Origin of the sequence: Corallococcus sp. RDP092CA (assembly GCF_041903675.1) — a bacterium.
Taxonomy (GTDB): Bacteria; Myxococcota; Myxococcia; order Myxococcales; family Myxococcaceae; genus Corallococcus.
Genome location: NZ_JAYESI010000032.1, coordinates 59,573 through 78,107, shown reverse-complemented (window position 1 = coordinate 78,107; position 18,535 = coordinate 59,573). Strand labels below are relative to the sequence as shown.

Here is an 18,535-nt window from a genome sequence, read left to right as displayed (position 1 = left end):
AGCGAAGGACACTTCGTTACCCATCCTGGCCCACGGTTTTAGCAATGGGTATGCCATTCATCACCTCGCGGATCCGGGCTTCCAGGGTCGCCTCGTCGACCCTGTACTTGAAGACAGGGACGCCCTCGATGAGGACCACGGGGATGTCGTAACGCCAGGCCTCGAAGAGGTCCGGGCTCTGGAGGATGTCGGTGACGTAGAGCTCGAACGGCAGCCGGGACCGCACGGCTTCGACCACGGCGAGGGCCTTCTCACAGAGGGAACACCGGGGTTTCGAGTAGATATCGACTCGCATGCGTTGCAGGATGGGCGCTCGATGCGCGGCGTGTGTGGTGATTTTTCGACGATGCCCCTCAAGGACCTGGTCGTCCACCTCGGGAATCGCCGGGCCACCGGCACCCTGAACGTGGAGCGGGGAGACGTGCGCAAGCAGCTCTTGCTGCGCGAGGGCAACGTCATCACCGCCAGCTCCAACCAGCCGCGCGAATACTTTGGCCAGTTCCTGATCAACCAGGGCCACCTCACGGAGGATCAGCTGGAGCGCGCGTTCGCCACGCAGGCGGAGACGCACATCCTCCTGGGGAAGATCCTCACGATGACGGGCACGGTGTCCGAGGCCACGGTGCGCCAGGTGCTCTCCCACAAGTTCCGGGAGATGCTGCTGGATGCCTTCACCTGGGAGGAGGGCGGCTTCGACTTCCGTCCCACGGACGTCGTCCCGGAGCTGGAGGGCCTGGAGGTCAGCGTGGACCTGCTGGACGTGCACCGCGAGGGCGAGTTCCGCGAGACGGCGTGGCAGGCCATCCGCGCGGTCTTCCCCTCCGGCCGCGTGCGCCTGGAGGTGGACGCGCACAAGCTGACGGACCGCAAGGCCGGAAGCATCGACGAGCGCATCGTGCAGCTCGCGAAGGAGGGCCTCAGCATCGACGGCATGGCGCTGGCGCTGCACGCCACCGACTTCTTCCTCTACCAGCGGCTGTACGCGCTCTACCGCCAGGACGCGCTGCGGGTGTCGGACGAGGCCCCCCTGCCCGCCCCGGAGCCCGGCGCGAACACGGTCGTCGTGGTGGAGGAGGACGACGAGGACGACCTGGGCTCGAGCAGCGTCATCGGCTCCGAGTCCTCCTCCGACGAGGTGCTCCAGGCCGCCCGGCTCTTCCTGGACGCGGGCAACCTGCGCGACGGCGAGGCGCTGGCCCGGCGCGCGCATGAAATCGCGCCCACCGAGCACACCACGAAGCTGCTGCGCGACGCGGAGGCGCGGCTGCTCACGGAGCTGCGCAAGGCGCTGATGGAGCCGTCGCGGGTGCCGACGCTGCTGGTGACGCCCGCGCACCTGAAGACGCTGCCCCTCACGTCACCGGAGCGCTACCTGCTGTCGCGCATCAACGGGCGGCGGGACGTGGCGGCCATCGTGCATGTGTCGCCGCTCCAGGAGCTGGAGGCCCTGAAGTTCTTCCAGGGCTTCGTGGACACGGGGCTGGTGAAGCTCACCGCGCGCCCGCTGTCCTGAGCGCGGCGTCAGTGCTTGCCGGCGGCGCCCGCGGGGGCCGTCAGCTCCACCGGCGCGGGGATGCGCTCCAGCGCCAGGCGCAGGGCCTCGCGGCCCAGGTAGGAGCCGCGGATGCGCCACTTCGGATCGTTCACGATGAGGGCGGCCACGGCCACGCGCGGGTTGTCCTTGGGCGCGAAGCCGACGAACCACGAGTAGTCCCGGAAGGGCTCGCGGTCCGCGAGCGTGCCCGTCTTGCCCACCGCGTCCTTCACCTGGAAGCCGCGCTCGCGGAAGACGCCGCGCGCGGTGCCGTGGGTGACGGTCTCCTCCAGCATCCGGGTGAGCTCGTGCGCGGCGGTGGGGGTGAGCACGGGCTCCGGCTCCGGCAGGGGCATGAAGGGCTCCGGCTCCACCAGCACGGGGTCCACCCAGCGGCCCTCGTTGGCGGCGACGGCGGCCAGCAGCGCGCCGTGCAGCGGGGACAGGTACACGTCGCCGAAGCCCGCGCCGGTGTTGGCGAGCGCGAAGCCGTCCTCCGGGATGTACGCGAGCGACACGTCCAGCGGCTGGGCGAAGGGGATCTCGCGGTTGAAGCGCAGGCGCGCCGCCATGCGCTTGAGGGCGTCCGCGGTCAGGTGCTTGCTGGTCATCTTGGCGAAGATGACGTTGGCGCTCTTGCCCATGGCCAGCGCCAGCGAATAGCAGGCGCCGTCGCGCTCGGTGTCCTCCAACTGGCGCTCGCTCAGGCGGCGCTTGCCGCCGTGGAAGCAGGCCTCGGTGTCGGGCGACACGCCGGCCTCCAGGAGCGCGCTGCCGGTGACGATCTTGAAGATGCTGGCGGCCGGGTACACCGCGCGGATGGGCAGCCCGCGCAGCTCCGGCTTCGCCTCCGAGTGCTCCGCCATCGCGAGGACGCGGCCGGTGGAGGGCTCCAGCACCACCGCGGCGCCGTAGGGCACCTGGTAGTTCTGCATGATCTTGGTGAGGGACGCCTGGAGGCCGGGGTCGATGGTGAGCACCTGATCCGGCGCGCTCTTGCCGCCCTTCACCACCAGCTTGTTGCCCTCCAGCTTCGCGCGCGCCACCAGGTCCTGCGCGCGGGGCAGCCCCTGGAGCCTGCCGAACGGCGGAGCCTTCTCACGCGAGGGCACCGGCAGCGGAGGCACCATGCCGGGCTCCAGCGCGGCGGCGTCCTTCGCGGCCAGCGCCTCCGCCAGCGCGCGGGCATCCACCGGGCGCGTGTCCAGGCCCTGCGCGGGAACGCGCTCCTCCGCTTCCGCCACGGAAGGAGCAGCCGGGCGCTGCGCGTCGGTGTCAGGCGGGGCAGCGGCCGGCGCCTGCACGACACCCGCGGTGGCCCCTGCGTCCGGCGAGGCCACCTGGGCGCGCTGCTCGGACTCCACCTGCTCCACCAGCGCGCGGGCGCCCACGGGGCCCGCGTCCGTTCCCAGCGCGGTCACGGACCGCGCCAGCGCCTGGGCATCCGACGGGGCGGCGGGTGACGGCGCGGGGCTCGCGTCCGTCCCGGGCGCGGAGGCGCCCAGGAGCAGCGTGAGGGGGAACAGCGGCAAGGCGGCGAGGAGGCGGCGCTTCGTCATGCTTCGGGGCTCTCCTTGGGGGGCAGGGAGCAGGCCGCCGGATCCTAGTCGCTGGGAGCGCGCTGTCCACGGCTTGCCTCCTCGACTGCCGCCTTCGCCCGCGAGAAACCTGGGAAGGTGCCCGGAGGTCCAGTAGGGTCCTGTGCACCTTGGACGGACTCAAAGAGACATTGGTGATCTGGGCAGCCGAGCTGCGTCGGGCCATGAAGAGCGGCCGGGCCATCGTGCTGCTCGGCCTCTACAGCATGTTCTCCGCGCTGGTGCTGCTCGTGGTGGGCTTCGTCACCCGGGATCTACAGGCCCAGCTGAACGCGAAGCTCGCCGAGTCCGGCGGGGACTCGGAGCTCGCCACGCAGGCCGCGGAGCAGATGCACCGCGGGGTGCTGGGCTTCCTCGCCAACAACGACGCCGCGATGATGGAGGCCCTGGAGCAGGTGCCCATCGTGGTGCTCATCGTCTTCAAGATCACCCTCTTCTTCCTGCCCGCCTACATCGCGCTGATGGGCTTTGATCAGGTGAGCGGCGAAGTGGGCCCGCGCTCCATGCGCTACCTCACGGTGCGCGCGCGCCGCTCCTCGGTGCTCCTGGGCAAGTTCCTCTGCCAGGCCACGCTGCTGGTGGGGCTGGTGCTGATCATCGACCTGGCCATCTTCATCTACGCGCGCATCATCAACGACGACTTCGCCGCCGGGGTGCTGGTGCTCAACCTCCTGAAGTTCTGGAGCGCCACCATCGTCTTCTCCCTGGCGTACGTCTCGCTCACCACCCTGTGCTCCAGCCTCTTCCGCAGCCCCGCGGTGAGCCTCGTCTTCAACTTCATCCTGCTCTTCGTCTTCTGGCTGATGGACTCCGTGGGGCGCGCCGTGGGCGAGGACAACGTGCTGCGCTTCCTGCGCTACCTGTCCCCGTCGTACTACTCGGTCAACCTGCTGCACCCGAAGCTCGCCGAGTTCGCGGTCAGCGGCGCGGCCTACGCCGCCTTCGCGGCCGTCTTCCTCTTCGGCGCCTACGGCGTCCTGCGCGCGAGGGACCTGTGAGCGACCTGGCCATCCATCTGAACAACGTCTCCAAGCACTTCGGCCCCAAGGTCGCCGTCAACGCGGTGAGCCTCCAGGTCCAGAAGGGGGACATCTTCGGCCTCATCGGCCCCAACGGCGCCGGCAAGACGACCACCTTCTCCATGATGTGCGGCTACCTCTACCCGTCCGAGGGCTCGCTCCAGGTGATGGGCGTGTCCCCCACCACCCCCGGCGCCCTCAAGGGCCGCGTGGGCGCCCTGCCCCAGGACGCGGTGCTGCCCCCGGGCTGGGAGGTGGGCGCGCTGCTCACGTACTGGGCCCGCCTGTCGGACCTGCCCCAGCCCGAGCACGAGGCCCGCGGCGCCCTGGAGAAGGTGGGCCTGATGGAGGCCTGGCAGGTCCAGACGCAGGCGCTCAGCCACGGCATGGCCAAGCGCGCCGCCATGGCCCAGGCCCTGATGGGCCGCCCGCCCCTCGTCCTCCTGGACGAGCCCACCGCCGGCCTGGATCCACGCATCGCCGCGCAGGTGCGCCAGGTCATCAAGGACATGAAGGGCGCGCAGACGGTGGTCGTCTCCAGCCACAACCTCCAGGAGCTGGAGGAGCTGTGCGACGCCGCCGCCATCCTCGACAAGGGCTCGCTCGCGCAGGCCGGCACCATGTCCGAGCTCACCGGCCAGGGCGCCGAGTTCCGCGTCCAGATCGCCCGGGGCGACGTCCTCCTCCCCGAGATCACCTCCCTGCCCGGCGTCACCGACGCGCGCATGGAGGGCACCGACGTGCTGCGCGTGCGCTTCGACGGCCAGGCCCACAAGGCCGAGGAGGTCATCAGCCGCACCGTCGGCCACCTCCTCCAGCACCAGGTGCTCATCCTCGGGGTCAGCCGCGGCCGCCGCCTGGAGGACCGCGTCCTCCAGTTGCTGTAGGCCCGCCCCCCACGGAGGCTCACCCCGCCTTGCGCACCCAGCCCACATAGTGGGCGCCGCGGCGCTCCAGGCGGACCAGCTCGTTGCCCGTGGCGTCGCACCACGCGGGCAGATCCGCCTCCAGCCCCCGGTCCGTGGAGAGCAGCTCCACCAGCGTGCCCGGCGGGAGCCGGCGCATGGCCTTGGCGATCTCCAGGATGGGCACCGGGCAGAGGGCCCCGGACGTATCCACGCGCACACCGGCTTCCATGGCCGCGCATCCTCTCACGGATCCGCGACGTCCCAAGCGCATCCCCAATGCGCTCGTAGAGGGAATTTTGGCGCTCCCCACGTCGTTGTCCGACCCTTCGAGGCCTCTGGATAACGGGCGGACGCAGGCGGTCATCGCGGCTTGCGTGTCTGGAATTCCCTCTGTTAAGTACCCCGCCCTTTCCCTACCCAGACACCCGCTTGGGGCCCGGAGTCGGACCTATGGCGCAGGAGCATTCCCAACCCATGAAGCCCAATGTCATCGTGGCCTTGCTGGTCGGCCTGGTGCTCGGGTTCGTTGGCGGCCGTGCCGCCACCGGCTCGAAGCCCACCGCCGGCAACACGCCCTCCGTCGCGCAGGGCGCCAACAAGCCCGCCGCGCGCGCCGTGGACCCCACCGTCTTCAAGGTGCCCATCGACGGCGCCCCGACGAAGGGCAGCGTCAACGCGCTCGTCACCCTGGTGGAGTTCTCCGACTACCAGTGCCCGTTCTGCAGCCGCGCGCACAACACCGTCCAGCAGCTCCAGAAGGACTACGGCAGCAAGCTGCGCGTGGTGATGCGCCAGAACCCGCTGTCCTTCCACCCGCAGGCCCGGCCCGCGGCCCTCGCGGCGCTCGCCGCCGGTGAGCAGGGCAAGTACTGGGACATGCACGACCTCCTCTTCGCCAACCAGAAGAAGCTGGATGCGGAGAGCCTGGAGGGCTACGCCAAGCAGCTCGGCCTGGACCTGGCGAAGTGGAAGGCGGACATGGCGGATGCCCGCCTGGGCGCCACCATCGACAAGGAGCAGGCCCTGGCCCAGCAGCTGGGCGCCAGCGGCACGCCGGCCTTCTTCATCAACGGCCGCTTCCTCTCCGGCGCGCAGCCCATCGAGAACTTCAAGGCCCTCATCGACGAGGAACTCGCCAAGGCCGAGGGCCTGGTGAAGTCCGGCGTCGCGCCGTCGCAGGTGTACGCGCGCATCATCGAGAAGGGCGTCGAGCGCGCCCCGTCCCGCCCCGGCCAGCAGGCGGAGCCCGCCGCCGCGGCGAAGAAGATCGAGATCCCCGCGGACTCCCCCGTCTTCGGCCCGGCCAGCGCGAAGGTGACCATCGTCGAGTGGTCCGACTTCGAGTGCCCGTTCTGCAGCCGCGCGGTGCCGACCCTCAACAAGATCAAGGAGACCTACGGCAAGGACGTGCGCGTGGTGTTCCGCCACCAGCCGCTGCCCATGCACTCGCACGCGAAGCTGGCCGCGCAGGCCGCCACGGCCGCCCACGCGCAGGGCAAGTTCTGGGAGATGCACGACAAGCTCTTCGCCAACCAGCGCGCCCTGGAGCGCGGTGACCTGGAGAAGTACGCCCAGGAGCTGGGCCTGGACATGAACAAGTTCAAGGCCGACCTGGAGTCCAGCAAGACGACCGCCAAGGTGGAGGCGGACGCCTCCGCGGGCATGGCGGTGGGCGCCAACGGCACCCCGGCCTTCTTCATCAACGGCCGCTTCCTCTCCGGCGCGCAGCCCTTCGAGGCCTTCAAGCCCCTCATCGACCAGGAGATCGCCAAGGCCGACAAGGCGCTCGCCGCGGGCACCAAGGCGGAGGACCTCTACGCCAAGCTGAACCAGGACAACGTCAACGCCGCGCCGGCCGCCCCCGCGGCGCCCGCCGAGCCGGCGGTGCAGAAGGTGGAGCTGGGCAACGCCCCGGTGCGCGGCGCGAAGAACGCGCCCGTGACCATCGTCGCCTGGTCCGACTTCGAGTGCCCCTTCTGCGGCCGCGCCGTGCCGACCATCGAGCAGGTGGAGAAGGAGTACAAGGGCAAGGTCAGGTTCGCCTTCAAGCACCAGCCGCTGCCCTTCCACCAGCACGCGAAGCTCGCCGCGCAGGCCTCCATGGCCGCGAACGAGCAGGGCAAGTTCTGGGAGATGCACGACAAGCTCTTCGCCAACCAGCGCGCCCTGGACCGCGAGAGCCTGGAGAAGTACGCCCAGGAGCTGAAGCTGGACATGAACAGGTTCAAGGCGGCCCTGGACTCCAACAAGTTCGACAAGGAGATCGAGGCGGACATGGCGGACGGTGCCTCCAAGGGCGCCAACGGCACGCCCACCTTCTTCATCAACGGCCGCCCCCTGGTGGGCGCGCAGCCCTTCGATGCCTTCAAGCGGGTCATCGACGAGGAGCTGAAGAAGGCCGGCGTGGCGATGGCGGCGGAAGCGAAGTAGCCCGTCTCCGCCCCTGAAACACACGAGGCCGCCGGCTCCCACGGGAACCGGCGGCCTTCGTGTTTCCAGCGGGTGTCCGGAGAGGCGTCAGGACACGGCGATGGCGTCGATCTCCACCTGGGAGCCGCGCGGCAGCGCGGACACCTGCACGGTGGCGCGGGCCGGCGGCGTGCCGGGGAAGGCGCGGGCGTACACCTCGTTCACCTTGGCGAAGTCACCCAGGTTGGTGAGGAAGATGGTGCAGCGCACGACGTGGCTGAAGTCCAGGCCGCTGGCGGCGAGCACGGCCTGGAGGTTCTTCATCACCTGCTCGGCCTGCGCGACGACGTCCCCGGGGACGAGCTCCATCGTCTTCGGGTCCAGGGGAATCTGGCCGGACAGGAAGGTCATCTTCCCGGCGTCCACCTGCACGGCCTGGGAGTAGGGGCCAATCGCCTTGGGGGCGTCGTCGGAGTGGATTGCCTTGCGCGCCATGCAGCACACCTCGCGTTGAGGCGGCCCCCAGGGGAAGCGGGGCCGCGGGTCCGCCGGGCGCTGTAGCACAGGAGCGGCCTAGATTCGCTCGACGGAGTAGACGCCCGTCAACCGCTCGATGGAGCGCATCAGGTCCGTCAGCTGCTTGAGGTCGGAGATGGTGACCTCGAAGGTGTTCACCGCCCGGTCGTCGCCGGTGGCCCGGCAGTTGGCCTGGGAGATGTTGACGCTCTTCTTGGAGAACGTGTTGGTGATGTCCGCCAGGAGGCCGGGCCGATCCGCCGTCAGCACGCGCAGCGTCACCGGCCGCTTGAAGTCGCCCTTCACGTCCCAGGACACGTCCACGCGCCGCTCGGGATCCGTGGCCAGGGCCTTCTCACATCCCACCGTGTGCACCGTTACCCCCCGCCCCCGGGTGATGAACCCCGCGATGGGGTCCCCGGGAACGGGGTTACAACAGCGCCCGAAGCGCACGAGCACGTCGTCCACGCCGCCGATCTGGACGCCGCTGCGGTTGTTGCGCCCCACCAGCCGCTTGGCCAGGTCCGTCATGCGGGACAGGCCCGGCAGCATGGAGCCGTTGGCCCCCGCGCCATGGCCCGCCCCGCCGCTGTCCGCGCTGGGACGCGGGGGCGGCTCCGCCTGCGCCAGCTTCTCCTGCGGCACCAGGCGCTGCACCAGCTGCTGCGGCGTCACCTTCCCGTAGCCGATGGCGACCAGCATGTCGTCCTCGACGCGGAAGCCCAGCTCCTCGGCGACCCTCTTCACCTCGCCGGAGCGCATCAGCTTGTTGAAGTTGAGCTGGAAGCGCTTGAACTCGCGATCCACCAGCTCGCGGCCCAGCTGCAGGCTCTTGTCGCGCTGCTGCTGCTTGATGAAGCCGCGGATGCGCTGCTGCGCGCGGCTCGTCTTGACGAAGGTGAGCCAGTCCTTGGACGGGTGCGCCTGCGGGCTGGTGAGCACCTCCACCGTGTCGCCGTTCTTCAGCTTGTAGCGAAGCGGGACGATCTTCCCGTTCACCTTGGCGCCCACGCACCGGCCGCCCACGTCCGAGTGGATGGCGTACGCGAAGTCCACCGGCGTCGCGCCGCGCGGCAGGCTGCGCACGTCGCCCTTGGGCGTGAAGACGAACACCTCGTCGGTGAAGAGGTCCACCTTCACCGTCTCCAGGAACTCCTTGGGGTCCTTGAGGTCCTGCTGCCACTCCATCAGCTGGCGCAGCCAGGCGAACTTCTCGTCGTCCTTGGAGATGGGCGCGCGGCCTTCCTTGTAGGCCCAGTGCGCGGCGATGCCCTCCTCCGCGATCTTGTGCATCTCCGCGGTGCGGATCTGCACCTCCACGCGCTCGCTCAACGGACCAATCACCGTAGTGTGCAGGGACTGGTACATGTTGGGCTTCGGGATGGCGATGAAGTCCTTGAAGCGCCCGGGCACCGGCTTCCACATCTGGTGCACCATGCCCAGCGCCTCGTAGCAGGCGGGCACCGACGGCGCGATGATGCGGAACGCGATGATGTCGTGGATCTGATCGAAGTCGATGCCCTGCGACTTGATCTTCTTCCAGATGCTGTAGACGTGCTTGAAGCGCCCGCTGACGTCGCCCTTGAGGCCGCGCTCCTGGAGCTTGTCGCGCATCAGGTCGCAGGTGTCCTCGATGTACTTCTCCCGCTCCTTCTTGCGCTTGTTGAGCTGCTCCTCCAGCGCGAAGAACTCCTGCGGCTTCACGTAGCGGAAGGACAGGTCCTCCAGCTCCGTCTTGATCCAGGAGATGCCCAGGCGGTTGGCCAGGGGCGCGTAGATGTCCAGCGTCTCCTGTCCGATGCGGGCCTGCTTCTCCTCGGACATGTGGTCCAGCGTCCGCATGTTGTGCGTGCGGTCCGCCAGCTTCACGAGGATGACGCGGATGTCCTGCGCCATCGCGATGATCATCTTGCGGAAGTTCTCCGCCTGCTTCTCCTCCTGGGAGAGCGTCGCGGACGCGGAGAACTTGGACAGCTTCGTCACGCCGTCCACCAGCTGCGCGACCTCCGGCCCGAAGAGCTCCGTGAGCTCCTCCGCGGTGGCGAGCGTGTCCTCGATGGTGTCGTGGAGCAGGCCGGTGACGATGGACGCCTCGTCCAGCTTCAGCTCCGCCAGGATGCCCGCGACCTCCAGGGGATGGATGAGGTAGGGCTCTCCCGACTTGCGGAGTTGTCCCTGGTGGACCTTGGCCGAGTAGACGTACGCCTTCTTGATGATGTCCAGATCGGGGTCCGGGTGGTACGACGCAACCCGCTGCAGGATGTCGTTCAGGCGAATCATCGAGGCGTGACAATCGTAACTGCCTCAAACAGCAGGGGCAACGTTACCCTGGAACATCGCGGGGCTCGCCGGGTTCCAAGGCCCGGACACCCCTGGAGAATCGCCCGAGGCTTTCGTTGACCCGGCGTTTCACGCCCCCCTAGATTGGCCCTCTGCCCATGTCTCAGCTTCTGCTGTCCGCGCTTCCGGTGGTCTGCCCGAATTGTGACGGTTACAACCCGCCACGCTCGGCCACCTGCGCGCTGTGCGGCCAGGCGCTGCAAGAGGCCGCCCCGGCCCCCCGCCCTGCGGCCACGCCCCCTGCCCGTCCGGGCACGCCGCCCCCCGCCGCGGGGCCCGGCCGTCCCGCCGCCGTCGCGAGCTTCACGCGCCCGGGCGAGGTGTTCTCCCCACCCACGCCGCCTCCGCATCCCAGCGCGGTGCCCCCCGGGCTCAAGCCCTCCGCGCGCACGCCGCCGCCCACCGCCGCCCAGGGGCTGATGGTGGAGGCCCGCCGCGCCGCCCCGCCAGCCGCGGGAGCCCCGCCGCGCGCGGGCTACGGGCCGGCGATTCCGCCCGCGAACACCCGGCCGCCCCCACCCGTGCCGGACAACTCGCTGCCGCCCCGGGGTGGCACGGGCGCCACGGCGCCGGTTCCGGCGGGCACGCCCCCCGCCACCACGGGCGCCACGGCGCGTCCTCCGCCAGTGGCCTCGCGCTTCGGGCTGGCGGTGATCGCCGGGACGACGCGCGGCCAGCGCTACAAGCTGCCGGTGACGGGCTGCGTGGTGGGCCGCCAGCGCGGCGCCATCCTCTTCCCGGACGACGTCTTCGTGTCGCCGCTGCACGCCACCTTCCTCGTGAAGGACGGCGCCCTCTTCGTGCGCGACGAGTCGAGCGCGTCGGGCGTCTACGTCACCTTCGCCGGCACGGAGCCGCTGGCGCCGCGCGCCCTCTTCAGCGCCGGCCAGCGGCTGTTCCGCTTCACCGGCCGCGTGGAGGCCCCCGCGCCCGTGTCCGGCCGGCCCACCGCGTACGGCTCGCCCGTGCCGCTGGGCCAGGCGCTGTACGGCGTGGAAGAGGTGCACATGGGCGGTCGCGCGGGCCGCGCGGTGGTGACGGCCGCGGCGCTGCTCACCATCGGGCAGGCGCACTGCGACCTGGCGTACCCGAACGACGAGGGGCTCGCCGGCCGTCACTGCGAGCTCAGCCCCACGGCGACGGGCGCGATGCTGCGCGACCTCTCCGGCGGCCTGGGCACCTTCGTGCGCATCCCGCCCGCGACGGAGCGCCCCCTGCGTCCGGGCGACCGCGTCCGCCTGGGCCAGCACGTCATGCAGGTGGAGACGCTGGGCTGACGGGAAGGAGCCCCGGCCTCACCGGGCGCGCCACCAGGCCAGGCGCCCGAGCCCGTCAGGGCGTCGAGGGACGCGCCACCGGGCTGCCGAGCCGGACCTCGATGTACGCGCGCGCGCGAGAGTCCGGCATGTCGGTCAGGTGGCGCACCCACCAGCCGCGGGCCTCGTCCGTGTTGTCGCGCTGCCAGTACAGCTCGCCCAGCTTGAGGGCCAGCTCCGCTTCCGGGTTGTAGAGGAAGGCCTCGCGGTAGAGGGACGTGGCGCGGACCAGCTCGCCGGCCATCACGTCGCGGTCCCCGTCCCGCGTCAGCTTGCGGGCCTTGTCCACGTTGCGCGAGGCGCTGGGGATCTGCCGCTGGTAGTCCGGCACGTCCGCGCCCGCGTTGATGGGCCGGGGCGCGTTCTGCGGAAGCTGATAGCCGCCGTTCTCGGAGCCGCTGCCGGCGCCAATGCCGAAGTAGTAGACGAAGAAGCCCACCGCCCCCAGCACCAGCACCGTGGTGAGCGCCTTGAAGAAGAGGATGATGCCGTCGCCACCGCTGGAGGCGGGCGCGAGCACGGCCGTCCGGGTGCCCTCGGGCGCGAGCGTGGATTCCTCGGAGACCGGGGTGCGCGAGTGGGACAGGCCCTGCACGGTGGCCTCCACCGTCACGTCGTTCCAGCCCGTGTCGTTGCGCGCGGCGCTCTGCGCGGCCTGGGAGCGGCGCGGGATGGGGGCCAGCACGCCGGAGGCCTGCGGACGGCGCCCACCGGACTCGCTGGCGGCGCCCCCGCGGCGGCGCTCCTTGTCGACGGCGAGCAGCTCCGCCTTGAAGGCCGCGGCGTTGGCCGGCCGGTCATCCGGGTCCTTGGACAGGACGCGGAGGATGAGCCGCTCCATGCCCGGGGAGATGCGCGCGTCCGGGCGGCGGCGCGTGGGCGGCGGCGGATCCTCGGTGAGGTGCTTGGTGGCGAAGCCCACCGCCGAGTCGGACTCGAAGGGCAGGAGGCCCGTCATCAGCTGGTAGAGGATGACGCCCACCGCGTACAGGTCCGAGCGGTGATCCAGCACCGCGCCCCGCGCCTGCTCCGGCGACATGTACTCGGGGGTGCCGCACACGAAGCCCGCGCGCGTGAGGGCCGGGCCCTCGTCCTGCGAGTCGGTGATCTTCGCGATGCCGAAGTCCAGCACCTTCACGAAGTCCGGCTCGTTGCGGCGCTGCTCCACCATGATGTTCTCGGGCTTCAGGTCCCGGTGGATGACGCCCGCGCCGTGCGCGTCCGACAGCGCGCTGAGGATCTGGAGGGCGATGCGCACCACGCGCGCCTCCCCCAGCGGCCACTCGCGGCTGAGGATCTGATGCAGGTCCTGCCCGGCCACGTACTCCATCGCGATGAAGAGCGCGCCGTCGTCGGCCTGACCGAAGTCCAGCACGCTGATGGAGTTGGGGTGGTTGAGGCGGCTGGCGGCCTTGGCCTCGCGCTGGAAGCGCGCGACGGTGCGCTCGTCCGACAGCAGCGTGTGGCGCAGCACCTTCAGCACCACCACCTTGTCGAGCGCGAGCTGGCGGGCGCGGTACACCTTGCCCATGCCGCCCTCGCCGATGAGGGCCTCCACCCGGTACTTGGAGGCAATCGTCTTGCCTACGTATTCGTCGCCGCCCTCCGCCGAGCGCAGGAGCGTCGCGCCGCAGGCAGGGCAGTAGCGGGAGGAGTCTTCGGCGTCGGCGCCGCAGGAAGGGCAGTACACGTCAGCGTCCAGTCGGTGGGGCCGGGACTTCACCATGCCCTTCGGGTGGGGAGCAAGCCGTGCGCGGTCGTCCCCCCAAGGCGGCGCGGGCCTGCTAGAAGGGAGGCTCGCATGGACGCCGTGGACTATTGCCCCCGCTGTGACACCGAGAATTCCCGGGATGCCACCGTCTGCCGAGCCTGCGGCTCGGCGCTGCGCTCCGGGACCATGGTGATGGCCGTGGCGCACATCTCGTCGCGCCCGCAGGTGTCCATCCGCGTGGTGCGGGCGGACGGCGGCCCGGAATCGCTGGTGCGCATGCAGCGCGACACCCTCACCTGCGGCCAGCAGGCGGACATCGCGCTCACCGACGACCCGTTCATCATGCCCGTGCAGGCGCGCTTCTTCTTCTCCGGCGCCCGCCTGGCCGTCGAGGACGTGGGCGGCGCCAACGGCGTCTTCGTGCGCCTGCGCAACGAGCGCGAGCTGCCCGCTGGCGGCGAGCTGCGCCTGGGCCGTCAGCGCCTGGTGCTGGAGCCCATCCCCACCGCGGCGCTGGGGCCCGGCGGCACACAGGTGTGGGGCTCCCCGGATCCCGGCTACCGGCTGCGGCTCATCCAGCTCCTGGAGGGCGGCCTGCGCGGCGCGGCCTTCCCGCTCAAGGACGGCGACAACCTGCTGGGCCGCGAGCAGGGCGACATCGCCTTCCCCACGGACGGCTTCGTGTCCGGGCGGCATGCGCTGCTACAGGTGCGGGGGGACCGGCTGATGGTGCGCGACGTGGGCTCGTCCAACGGCACCTTCATCCGGCTCGCGGGGCCGACCTTCGTCGACAACGGCGATCACTTCCTCATCGGCCGTCAGCTGCTGCGGGTGGAGATCCAGCCCGCGGCGGCCTGAGGCGATCGCGCTCCACCGGTGAGGCGCGGACCGCACGGGCATGGGAGCGCCGTGCGGCCCGGTGAAGCCACGGCGTCAGCCGTAGGACTTCTCCTTCTTCTCCTGCTCCTCCTTGCAGCGGATGCAGAGCGTCGTCACCGGACGTGCATCCAGGCGCTTGGGAGAGATGTCCTCCTCGCAGCGCTCGCAGATGCCGAAGGTGCCGTCCTCGACGCGCTTGAGCGCGCCCTCGATCTTCTGCAGCAGGAACTTCTCGCGGTCCCGCAGGCGGAAGACCATGGACTGGTTGTACTCGGAGGAGGCCTGGTCGATCTCGTCAGGCAGGTCATCCGTGTCGAAGGATGACTCCTCCACCAGGGTCTTCTTCGCGCTTTCGAGCAGGCTCGTTTTGCTGTCCTCGAGCATCTTCTTGTAACGCTTGAGATCTTTCTGGTTCAAAGCCGGCGGCTCCGTTGGGACGGGTAGAGGGGGCCTGCCCCCGAAAAAAAGGGCCCGAAAGCTTTATTCATGCAGTTGCCAGTGTCAAGCTGACCTGCTTCAAAACGTGGGTGCACGAGGAGCCCCTTGAGCGACAACACGAAGTTCGATCGGGAATTCTTGCGCTCGGCGCTCTCCCTGGCCGCCAAGAGCGAGGTCGACCACTTCCTCTACATCTGCGACACGCCCATCGCGCCGGAGGACCTCCGGGGCAAGCCCGCGCGCAAGAAGCTGGTTTACGCGGTGACGCTGGACAAGCTGGCGCAGGACCTCCAGCACAAGAAGGTCCGCGCGCTGGTCATCCCCGCGTACGACTACTCGCGCACGGAGCGGGTGAAGGTGGCGCTCGTGTCCGCGCTGTCCCAGGGGGCGTTCAAGGAAGGCGACCTCGTGCTCTGCATGACGGGCAGGGTGGGGCGCGCGCCGGACACGCTGATGCAGATGCGCATCGGGGGGTCGCTGGATGACCGGCTGGCCATCGAGGGCGTGAAGCTGGGCGAGGAGTTCAACTCGCAGGTGGTGGACGCGCTCATCCAACTGGCGCTGCAGATTGGCCAGGAGGGGTTCGAGGGCCACCCCATCGGAACCATCATCACGATTGGCGACCACACGAGCGTGCTGGAGAAGAGCCGCCAGCTCACCATCAACCCGTTCCAGGGCCTGTCGGAGTCCGAGCGCAACGTGCTCGACCCGAAGATCCGCGACGCCATCAAGAACTTCTCCGTGCTGGACGGCGCCTTCGTCATCCGCGAGGACGGCGTGGTGCTGGCCGCCGGCCGCTACCTGTCCGCCAACGACGACACGGTGAAGATTCCGCTGGGCCTGGGCGCGCGCCACGCGGCCTCCGCGGGCATCACGTCCTCCACCCACTGCATCGCGCTCACGGTGAGCCAGACGTCCGGCGCGGTGCGGCTCTTCAAGGGCGGCAACATCGTGCTGGAGCTGCACCAGACGGCGCGGCGGACCTGAGGGCGCCCTCCCCTACTTCACGCGCTCGGGCGCCGCGGTGGGCGGGTGCTCGTCGCGGTAGATGTCCGCCAGGGCGTGCGCCTTCTCCACCTCGTCGCGCGCCGCGTCCAGCGCCATCACCCGGTCGAAGCGCTCCACCTGCTCGCGCAGCGCCTCGGTGACGATGCCGCCCGCGGCCATGCGCGCGGACGCGCTCTCCCGTTCGATGCGCAGGTCCGCCACGCGCTCGCCCAGCTCGCCGGCCGCGCCGAGCAGCAGCTCCGCGTCCCGCTCCGCGCGCCGCAGCGACTCGCGCGTGGACTCCAGCAGGCGCTCGGTCTGCACGCGGTCGCGCTCCAGCACGCCCACGCCCTTGGCGTCGCCCCGGTCGTGCGCCGTCTGGCACCGTCCGGCGATGTCGCCCAGGCGGGCCGTGTAGCGCGTCACGGCGCGGGAGAGCTCCCCCTTGAGGGCCAGCAGCGTGGCGGCGGACCTGCGCACCTCGGCCGCCTGGCGCTCCAGGTCCTCGATGAGCCGGTCGAACGTGGCCAGGGGGTCCACGGGCGCCGGAGGTGCCTTCTTGCGTTTGAGGAAGCCGAACATGGCGCGTGCCTCGAAGCCTACCCGAACGGGCGGCACAGCAGGCGCACCCGTTCCAGCGCCTCGCCCACCGGGCGCCCGCCGCCGGACAGGACGGCCAGGTAGCGCGCGGGCGTGAGCCCGTAGACGGACAGCAGGTGCTGCAAGAGCACCACGCTCTCCGTCGCGCGCCGGTCCGCGGGGGCGAGCGACGCGGCCTCGCCCACCGCCTCCAGGATGTCCGTGACCCGCGCCACCAGCTCCGCGCCGGGCGTCTCCGGCACGGTGGGCGCCGCGGGCGTGGGAGGAAAGAGCGCGTCGAAGGAGGCCTCCACGGCCACGCCCGTCCCGGGCGCGCGGCCCGCCGCCACCGCCTCCAGCGCGTCCAGGTGCGGGGCCAGGGCCTCCAGGGCCTCCAGCGAGGCCGGCACGTCGCGCGGCAGCAGCGTGCGCCAGGGCGTGTCGAACTCCGTGCGCGCCCAGCGGATCTCCTCGTCGGACAGCGGGTGGTAGAAGGCGCGGCCGCCAGCGGCCCGCTGCTCCAGCACCAGGGACTTGAGGTCCGGGTTCTCCTCCCCCAGCGAGATGAAGCTCAGCGCGATGTCCAGGGCCCCCATGGGCGCGCGGGTGCGGCGGATGAGGTCCAGGTCCACGCGGTCCTCCCCGTCGGTGATCAGCACCACCGTGGCGCGCGCGAGGTACGGGTCGCGCCCCTGCGCGGCGCGGATGGAGTCGAACGCGGACAGCAGGGCGAGCGAGATGTCCGTCTGCCCTTCCGCGGGGGAGTCGCGGAAGAGCTTCTCGATCTGCCGGGTCGCCTCCGCGGCGGTGTCCACGCGCGCGAGCTCCGTGGGAACGTCGTTGAAGAAGCTGAAGTAGAGCGGGTCGAAGCTCTCCCCGCGCCGCGCCTTCACGCGCAGGTTGTTCAGCTCCGCGATGATCAGCGCGTCCCGGAAGCGCGCCCGCGCGCCGTGCATGGAGCCGGAGGCGTCGCAGACATAGACGCGCACGGCGGTGCGCTTCACCTTGCGCGGCTTGGGAGGCGGCGCGTCGTCCAGGTATGTGCGCACGAGCTGCCGGTGTCCCGCGAGGTCCTGGACGATGCGCCGCGGATCCGTGATGACGAAGTGGTGGACCTCGTCCAGGCTCCCCGTCGTGGCGAAGGACATCGTCTGCGTCGGATAGGGCACCTGGCGCGGCACGGCCCGCGCGGCGGCGGTGTCCTTCTCGACGATCTCCTCCGACAGCGCGTCCTCCACGTCGAAGAAGCGCGCGCACCCCGCCGCCAGGTCGAACGTGGCCAGCTGCTCCGGCTTCAGGGAGAACGCCAGGTCCGCGAGCTGCTCGTCCGGCGCGGCCTCGGCCTCGCGCCCGGACTCCGCCTCGGCATCCGCCTCCCCCAGCCAGTCGAGCCGCGCGCCCGCCTCCGCCTCCTCCACCATCCGCGCCAGCCGGCGCTCCGGCGGCAGCAGCGGCGTCAGCGCGCGCCGCGCCGCCGAGGCCAGCTCCGAGTCCCCCGCCTCGATGGCGCGCTCGTAGAGCCCCTGCAACGTCCGGTAGGCCCCTCGGGGGTCCTTCTGCGCGGTCTCCCGCACGCCGCGCACCAGCGCCTCCAGGGAGCGCGTGGGCGGCACCTCGCGCACCCGCTCGCGCGCCTCCGCCACGTCGGTGCGCAGCGCCATGCTCCGCGCGCGGTCCGCGTCCGACGTGCCCAGGCGCAGCAGCAGCTCGTGGGCCAGGTCCAGGTCGCGCCGCTTCTGCACCAGGTCGACGACGTTTTCCCGCGCCCGGGCGGCCAGCAGCTCCGCGACGGCCAGGCGCGCGTTGGCCGGCGGCCGCTCGCGGGTCGTCGCCGGGCGCGCGAAGATCTCGAACGGCGCGTCGTCACCGCCCTGCGCGTCCAGCGGCCGGCTGAAGAGGTCCGCCACCTTCACCGCGCGGGCCAGCCGCACGAAGCCCCGGTCCAGCGCGGTCAGGGCCCCCGAGGGCATCTCCCCGGCGCGGTGCGCCTTCTCCACGAGGCGGAGGCACTCCTCGTACTCCTCCAGGGCCTGGTTCGCGCGCGCCGCGAGCCCCTGCGCGAGCGCCCCCGCCCTGCCCCGCTGGGTGCCCAGCGCGAGCAGCAGCCGGGCATCCGCGGCGGTGTGGACGCCCACGCGGTCCAGCTCGCGGTCGAGCGCCACGAGCACCGGCAGGGCCAGGTCCTCCGGTCCCTTCAGCTTGCGGCCAAAGGGCCAGGACCACGCGCCGCCGCGGGCCACCGCGGGCTGGCGGAGCGCATCCAGGCGCTGCCGCAGGGGAGTGAGCCGACGCGCCAGCACG

16 protein-coding genes are annotated in these 18,535 nt (G+C 71.0%); 7 read left to right on the top strand and 9 right to left on the bottom strand.

The window, feature by feature from the left end:
- Positions 1-16: 16 nt before the first annotated feature.
- Entirely contained in the window at positions 17-295 is a 279-nt protein-coding gene (locus U8525_RS27755) for a glutaredoxin family protein (protein ID WP_374269668.1), read from the bottom strand.
- Between the two features lie 21 nt (positions 296-316).
- Here U8525_RS27755 and U8525_RS27750 point away from each other — a divergent pair, with 21 nt between their 5' ends.
- A complete protein-coding gene (locus U8525_RS27750) occupies positions 317-1,513 on the top strand; it encodes a DUF4388 domain-containing protein (protein WP_374269667.1) in 1,197 nt (398 codons plus the stop codon).
- 8 nt (positions 1,514-1,521) lie between these two features.
- Here the strand turns inward: U8525_RS27750 and U8525_RS27745 are convergent, their stop codons facing one another.
- On the bottom strand, positions 1,522-3,093 hold the full coding sequence (locus tag U8525_RS27745) for a penicillin-binding transpeptidase domain-containing protein (protein WP_374269665.1): 1,572 nt from the start codon (positions 3,091-3,093) through the stop codon (positions 1,522-1,524).
- Between the two features lie 203 nt (positions 3,094-3,296).
- On the opposite strand from U8525_RS27745, the gene U8525_RS27740 reads away from it, so the two are divergent.
- Entirely contained in the window at positions 3,297-4,130 is an 834-nt protein-coding gene (locus tag U8525_RS27740) for an ABC transporter permease (protein WP_374269694.1), read from the top strand.
- Positions 4,127-5,038, top strand: coding sequence for an ABC transporter ATP-binding protein (locus U8525_RS27735; RefSeq protein WP_374269664.1), 912 nt, complete (start codon positions 4,127-4,129; stop codon positions 5,036-5,038). Before U8525_RS27740 ends, U8525_RS27735 begins: the two co-directional genes overlap by 4 nt.
- A 19-nt stretch (positions 5,039-5,057) precedes the next feature.
- Here U8525_RS27735 and U8525_RS27730 read toward each other — a convergent pair whose 3' ends face one another.
- The gene (locus tag U8525_RS27730; protein ID WP_374269662.1) at positions 5,058-5,288 is read right to left on the bottom strand and encodes a sulfurtransferase TusA family protein; all 231 of its coding nucleotides are present in this window, start codon (positions 5,286-5,288) and stop codon (positions 5,058-5,060) included.
- Between the two features lie 245 nt (positions 5,289-5,533).
- Between U8525_RS27730 and U8525_RS27725 the strand changes: the two genes are divergently transcribed.
- On the top strand, positions 5,534-7,489 hold the full coding sequence (locus tag U8525_RS27725) for a DsbA family protein (protein ID WP_374269660.1): 1,956 nt from the start codon (positions 5,534-5,536) through the stop codon (positions 7,487-7,489).
- Between the two features lie 87 nt (positions 7,490-7,576).
- Here the strand turns inward: U8525_RS27725 and U8525_RS27720 are convergent, their stop codons facing one another.
- Entirely contained in the window at positions 7,577-7,963 is a 387-nt protein-coding gene (locus tag U8525_RS27720; RefSeq protein ID WP_374269659.1) for a RidA family protein, read from the bottom strand.
- Positions 7,964-8,041: 78 nt separating this feature from the next.
- On the bottom strand, positions 8,042-10,264 hold the full coding sequence (locus tag U8525_RS27715) for a bifunctional (p)ppGpp synthetase/guanosine-3',5'-bis(diphosphate) 3'-pyrophosphohydrolase (protein ID WP_374269657.1): 2,223 nt from the start codon (positions 10,262-10,264) through the stop codon (positions 8,042-8,044).
- A gap of 158 nt (positions 10,265-10,422) precedes the next feature.
- Here U8525_RS27715 and U8525_RS27710 point away from each other — a divergent pair, with 158 nt between their 5' ends.
- A complete protein-coding gene (locus U8525_RS27710; protein WP_374269655.1) occupies positions 10,423-11,601 on the top strand; it encodes an FHA domain-containing protein in 1,179 nt (392 codons plus the stop codon).
- 55 nt (positions 11,602-11,656) lie between these two features.
- Here U8525_RS27710 and U8525_RS27705 read toward each other — a convergent pair whose 3' ends face one another.
- A complete protein-coding gene (locus U8525_RS27705) occupies positions 11,657-13,330 on the bottom strand; it encodes a protein kinase (RefSeq protein ID WP_374269654.1) in 1,674 nt (557 codons plus the stop codon).
- Positions 13,331-13,441: 111 nt separating this feature from the next.
- On the opposite strand from U8525_RS27705, the gene U8525_RS27700 reads away from it, so the two are divergent.
- Entirely contained in the window at positions 13,442-14,209 is a 768-nt protein-coding gene (locus U8525_RS27700; protein ID WP_374269652.1) for an FHA domain-containing protein, read from the top strand.
- Positions 14,210-14,284: 75 nt separating this feature from the next.
- Here the strand turns inward: U8525_RS27700 and U8525_RS27695 are convergent, their stop codons facing one another.
- Positions 14,285-14,647, bottom strand: a complete 363-nt coding sequence (locus tag U8525_RS27695; protein ID WP_374269650.1) for a TraR/DksA family transcriptional regulator — start codon at positions 14,645-14,647, stop codon at positions 14,285-14,287.
- Positions 14,648-14,773: 126 nt separating this feature from the next.
- Between U8525_RS27695 and U8525_RS27690 the strand changes: the two genes are divergently transcribed.
- Positions 14,774-15,655 carry a DNA integrity scanning protein DisA nucleotide-binding domain protein gene (locus U8525_RS27690; protein WP_374269648.1) on the top strand — a complete coding sequence of 294 codons (882 nt, stop codon included), beginning with the start codon at positions 14,774-14,776 and terminating at the stop codon, positions 15,653-15,655.
- Between the two features lie 12 nt (positions 15,656-15,667).
- On the opposite strand, the gene U8525_RS27685 is transcribed toward U8525_RS27690, so the two are convergent.
- On the bottom strand, positions 15,668-16,237 hold the full coding sequence (locus tag U8525_RS27685) for a PspA/IM30 family protein (RefSeq protein WP_374269647.1): 570 nt from the start codon (positions 16,235-16,237) through the stop codon (positions 15,668-15,670).
- 17 nt (positions 16,238-16,254) lie between these two features.
- Positions 16,255-18,534 carry a VWA domain-containing protein gene (locus tag U8525_RS27680; protein ID WP_374269644.1) on the bottom strand — a complete coding sequence of 760 codons (2,280 nt, stop codon included), beginning with the start codon at positions 18,532-18,534 and terminating at the stop codon, positions 16,255-16,257.
- Position 18,535 lies beyond the last annotated feature (1 nt).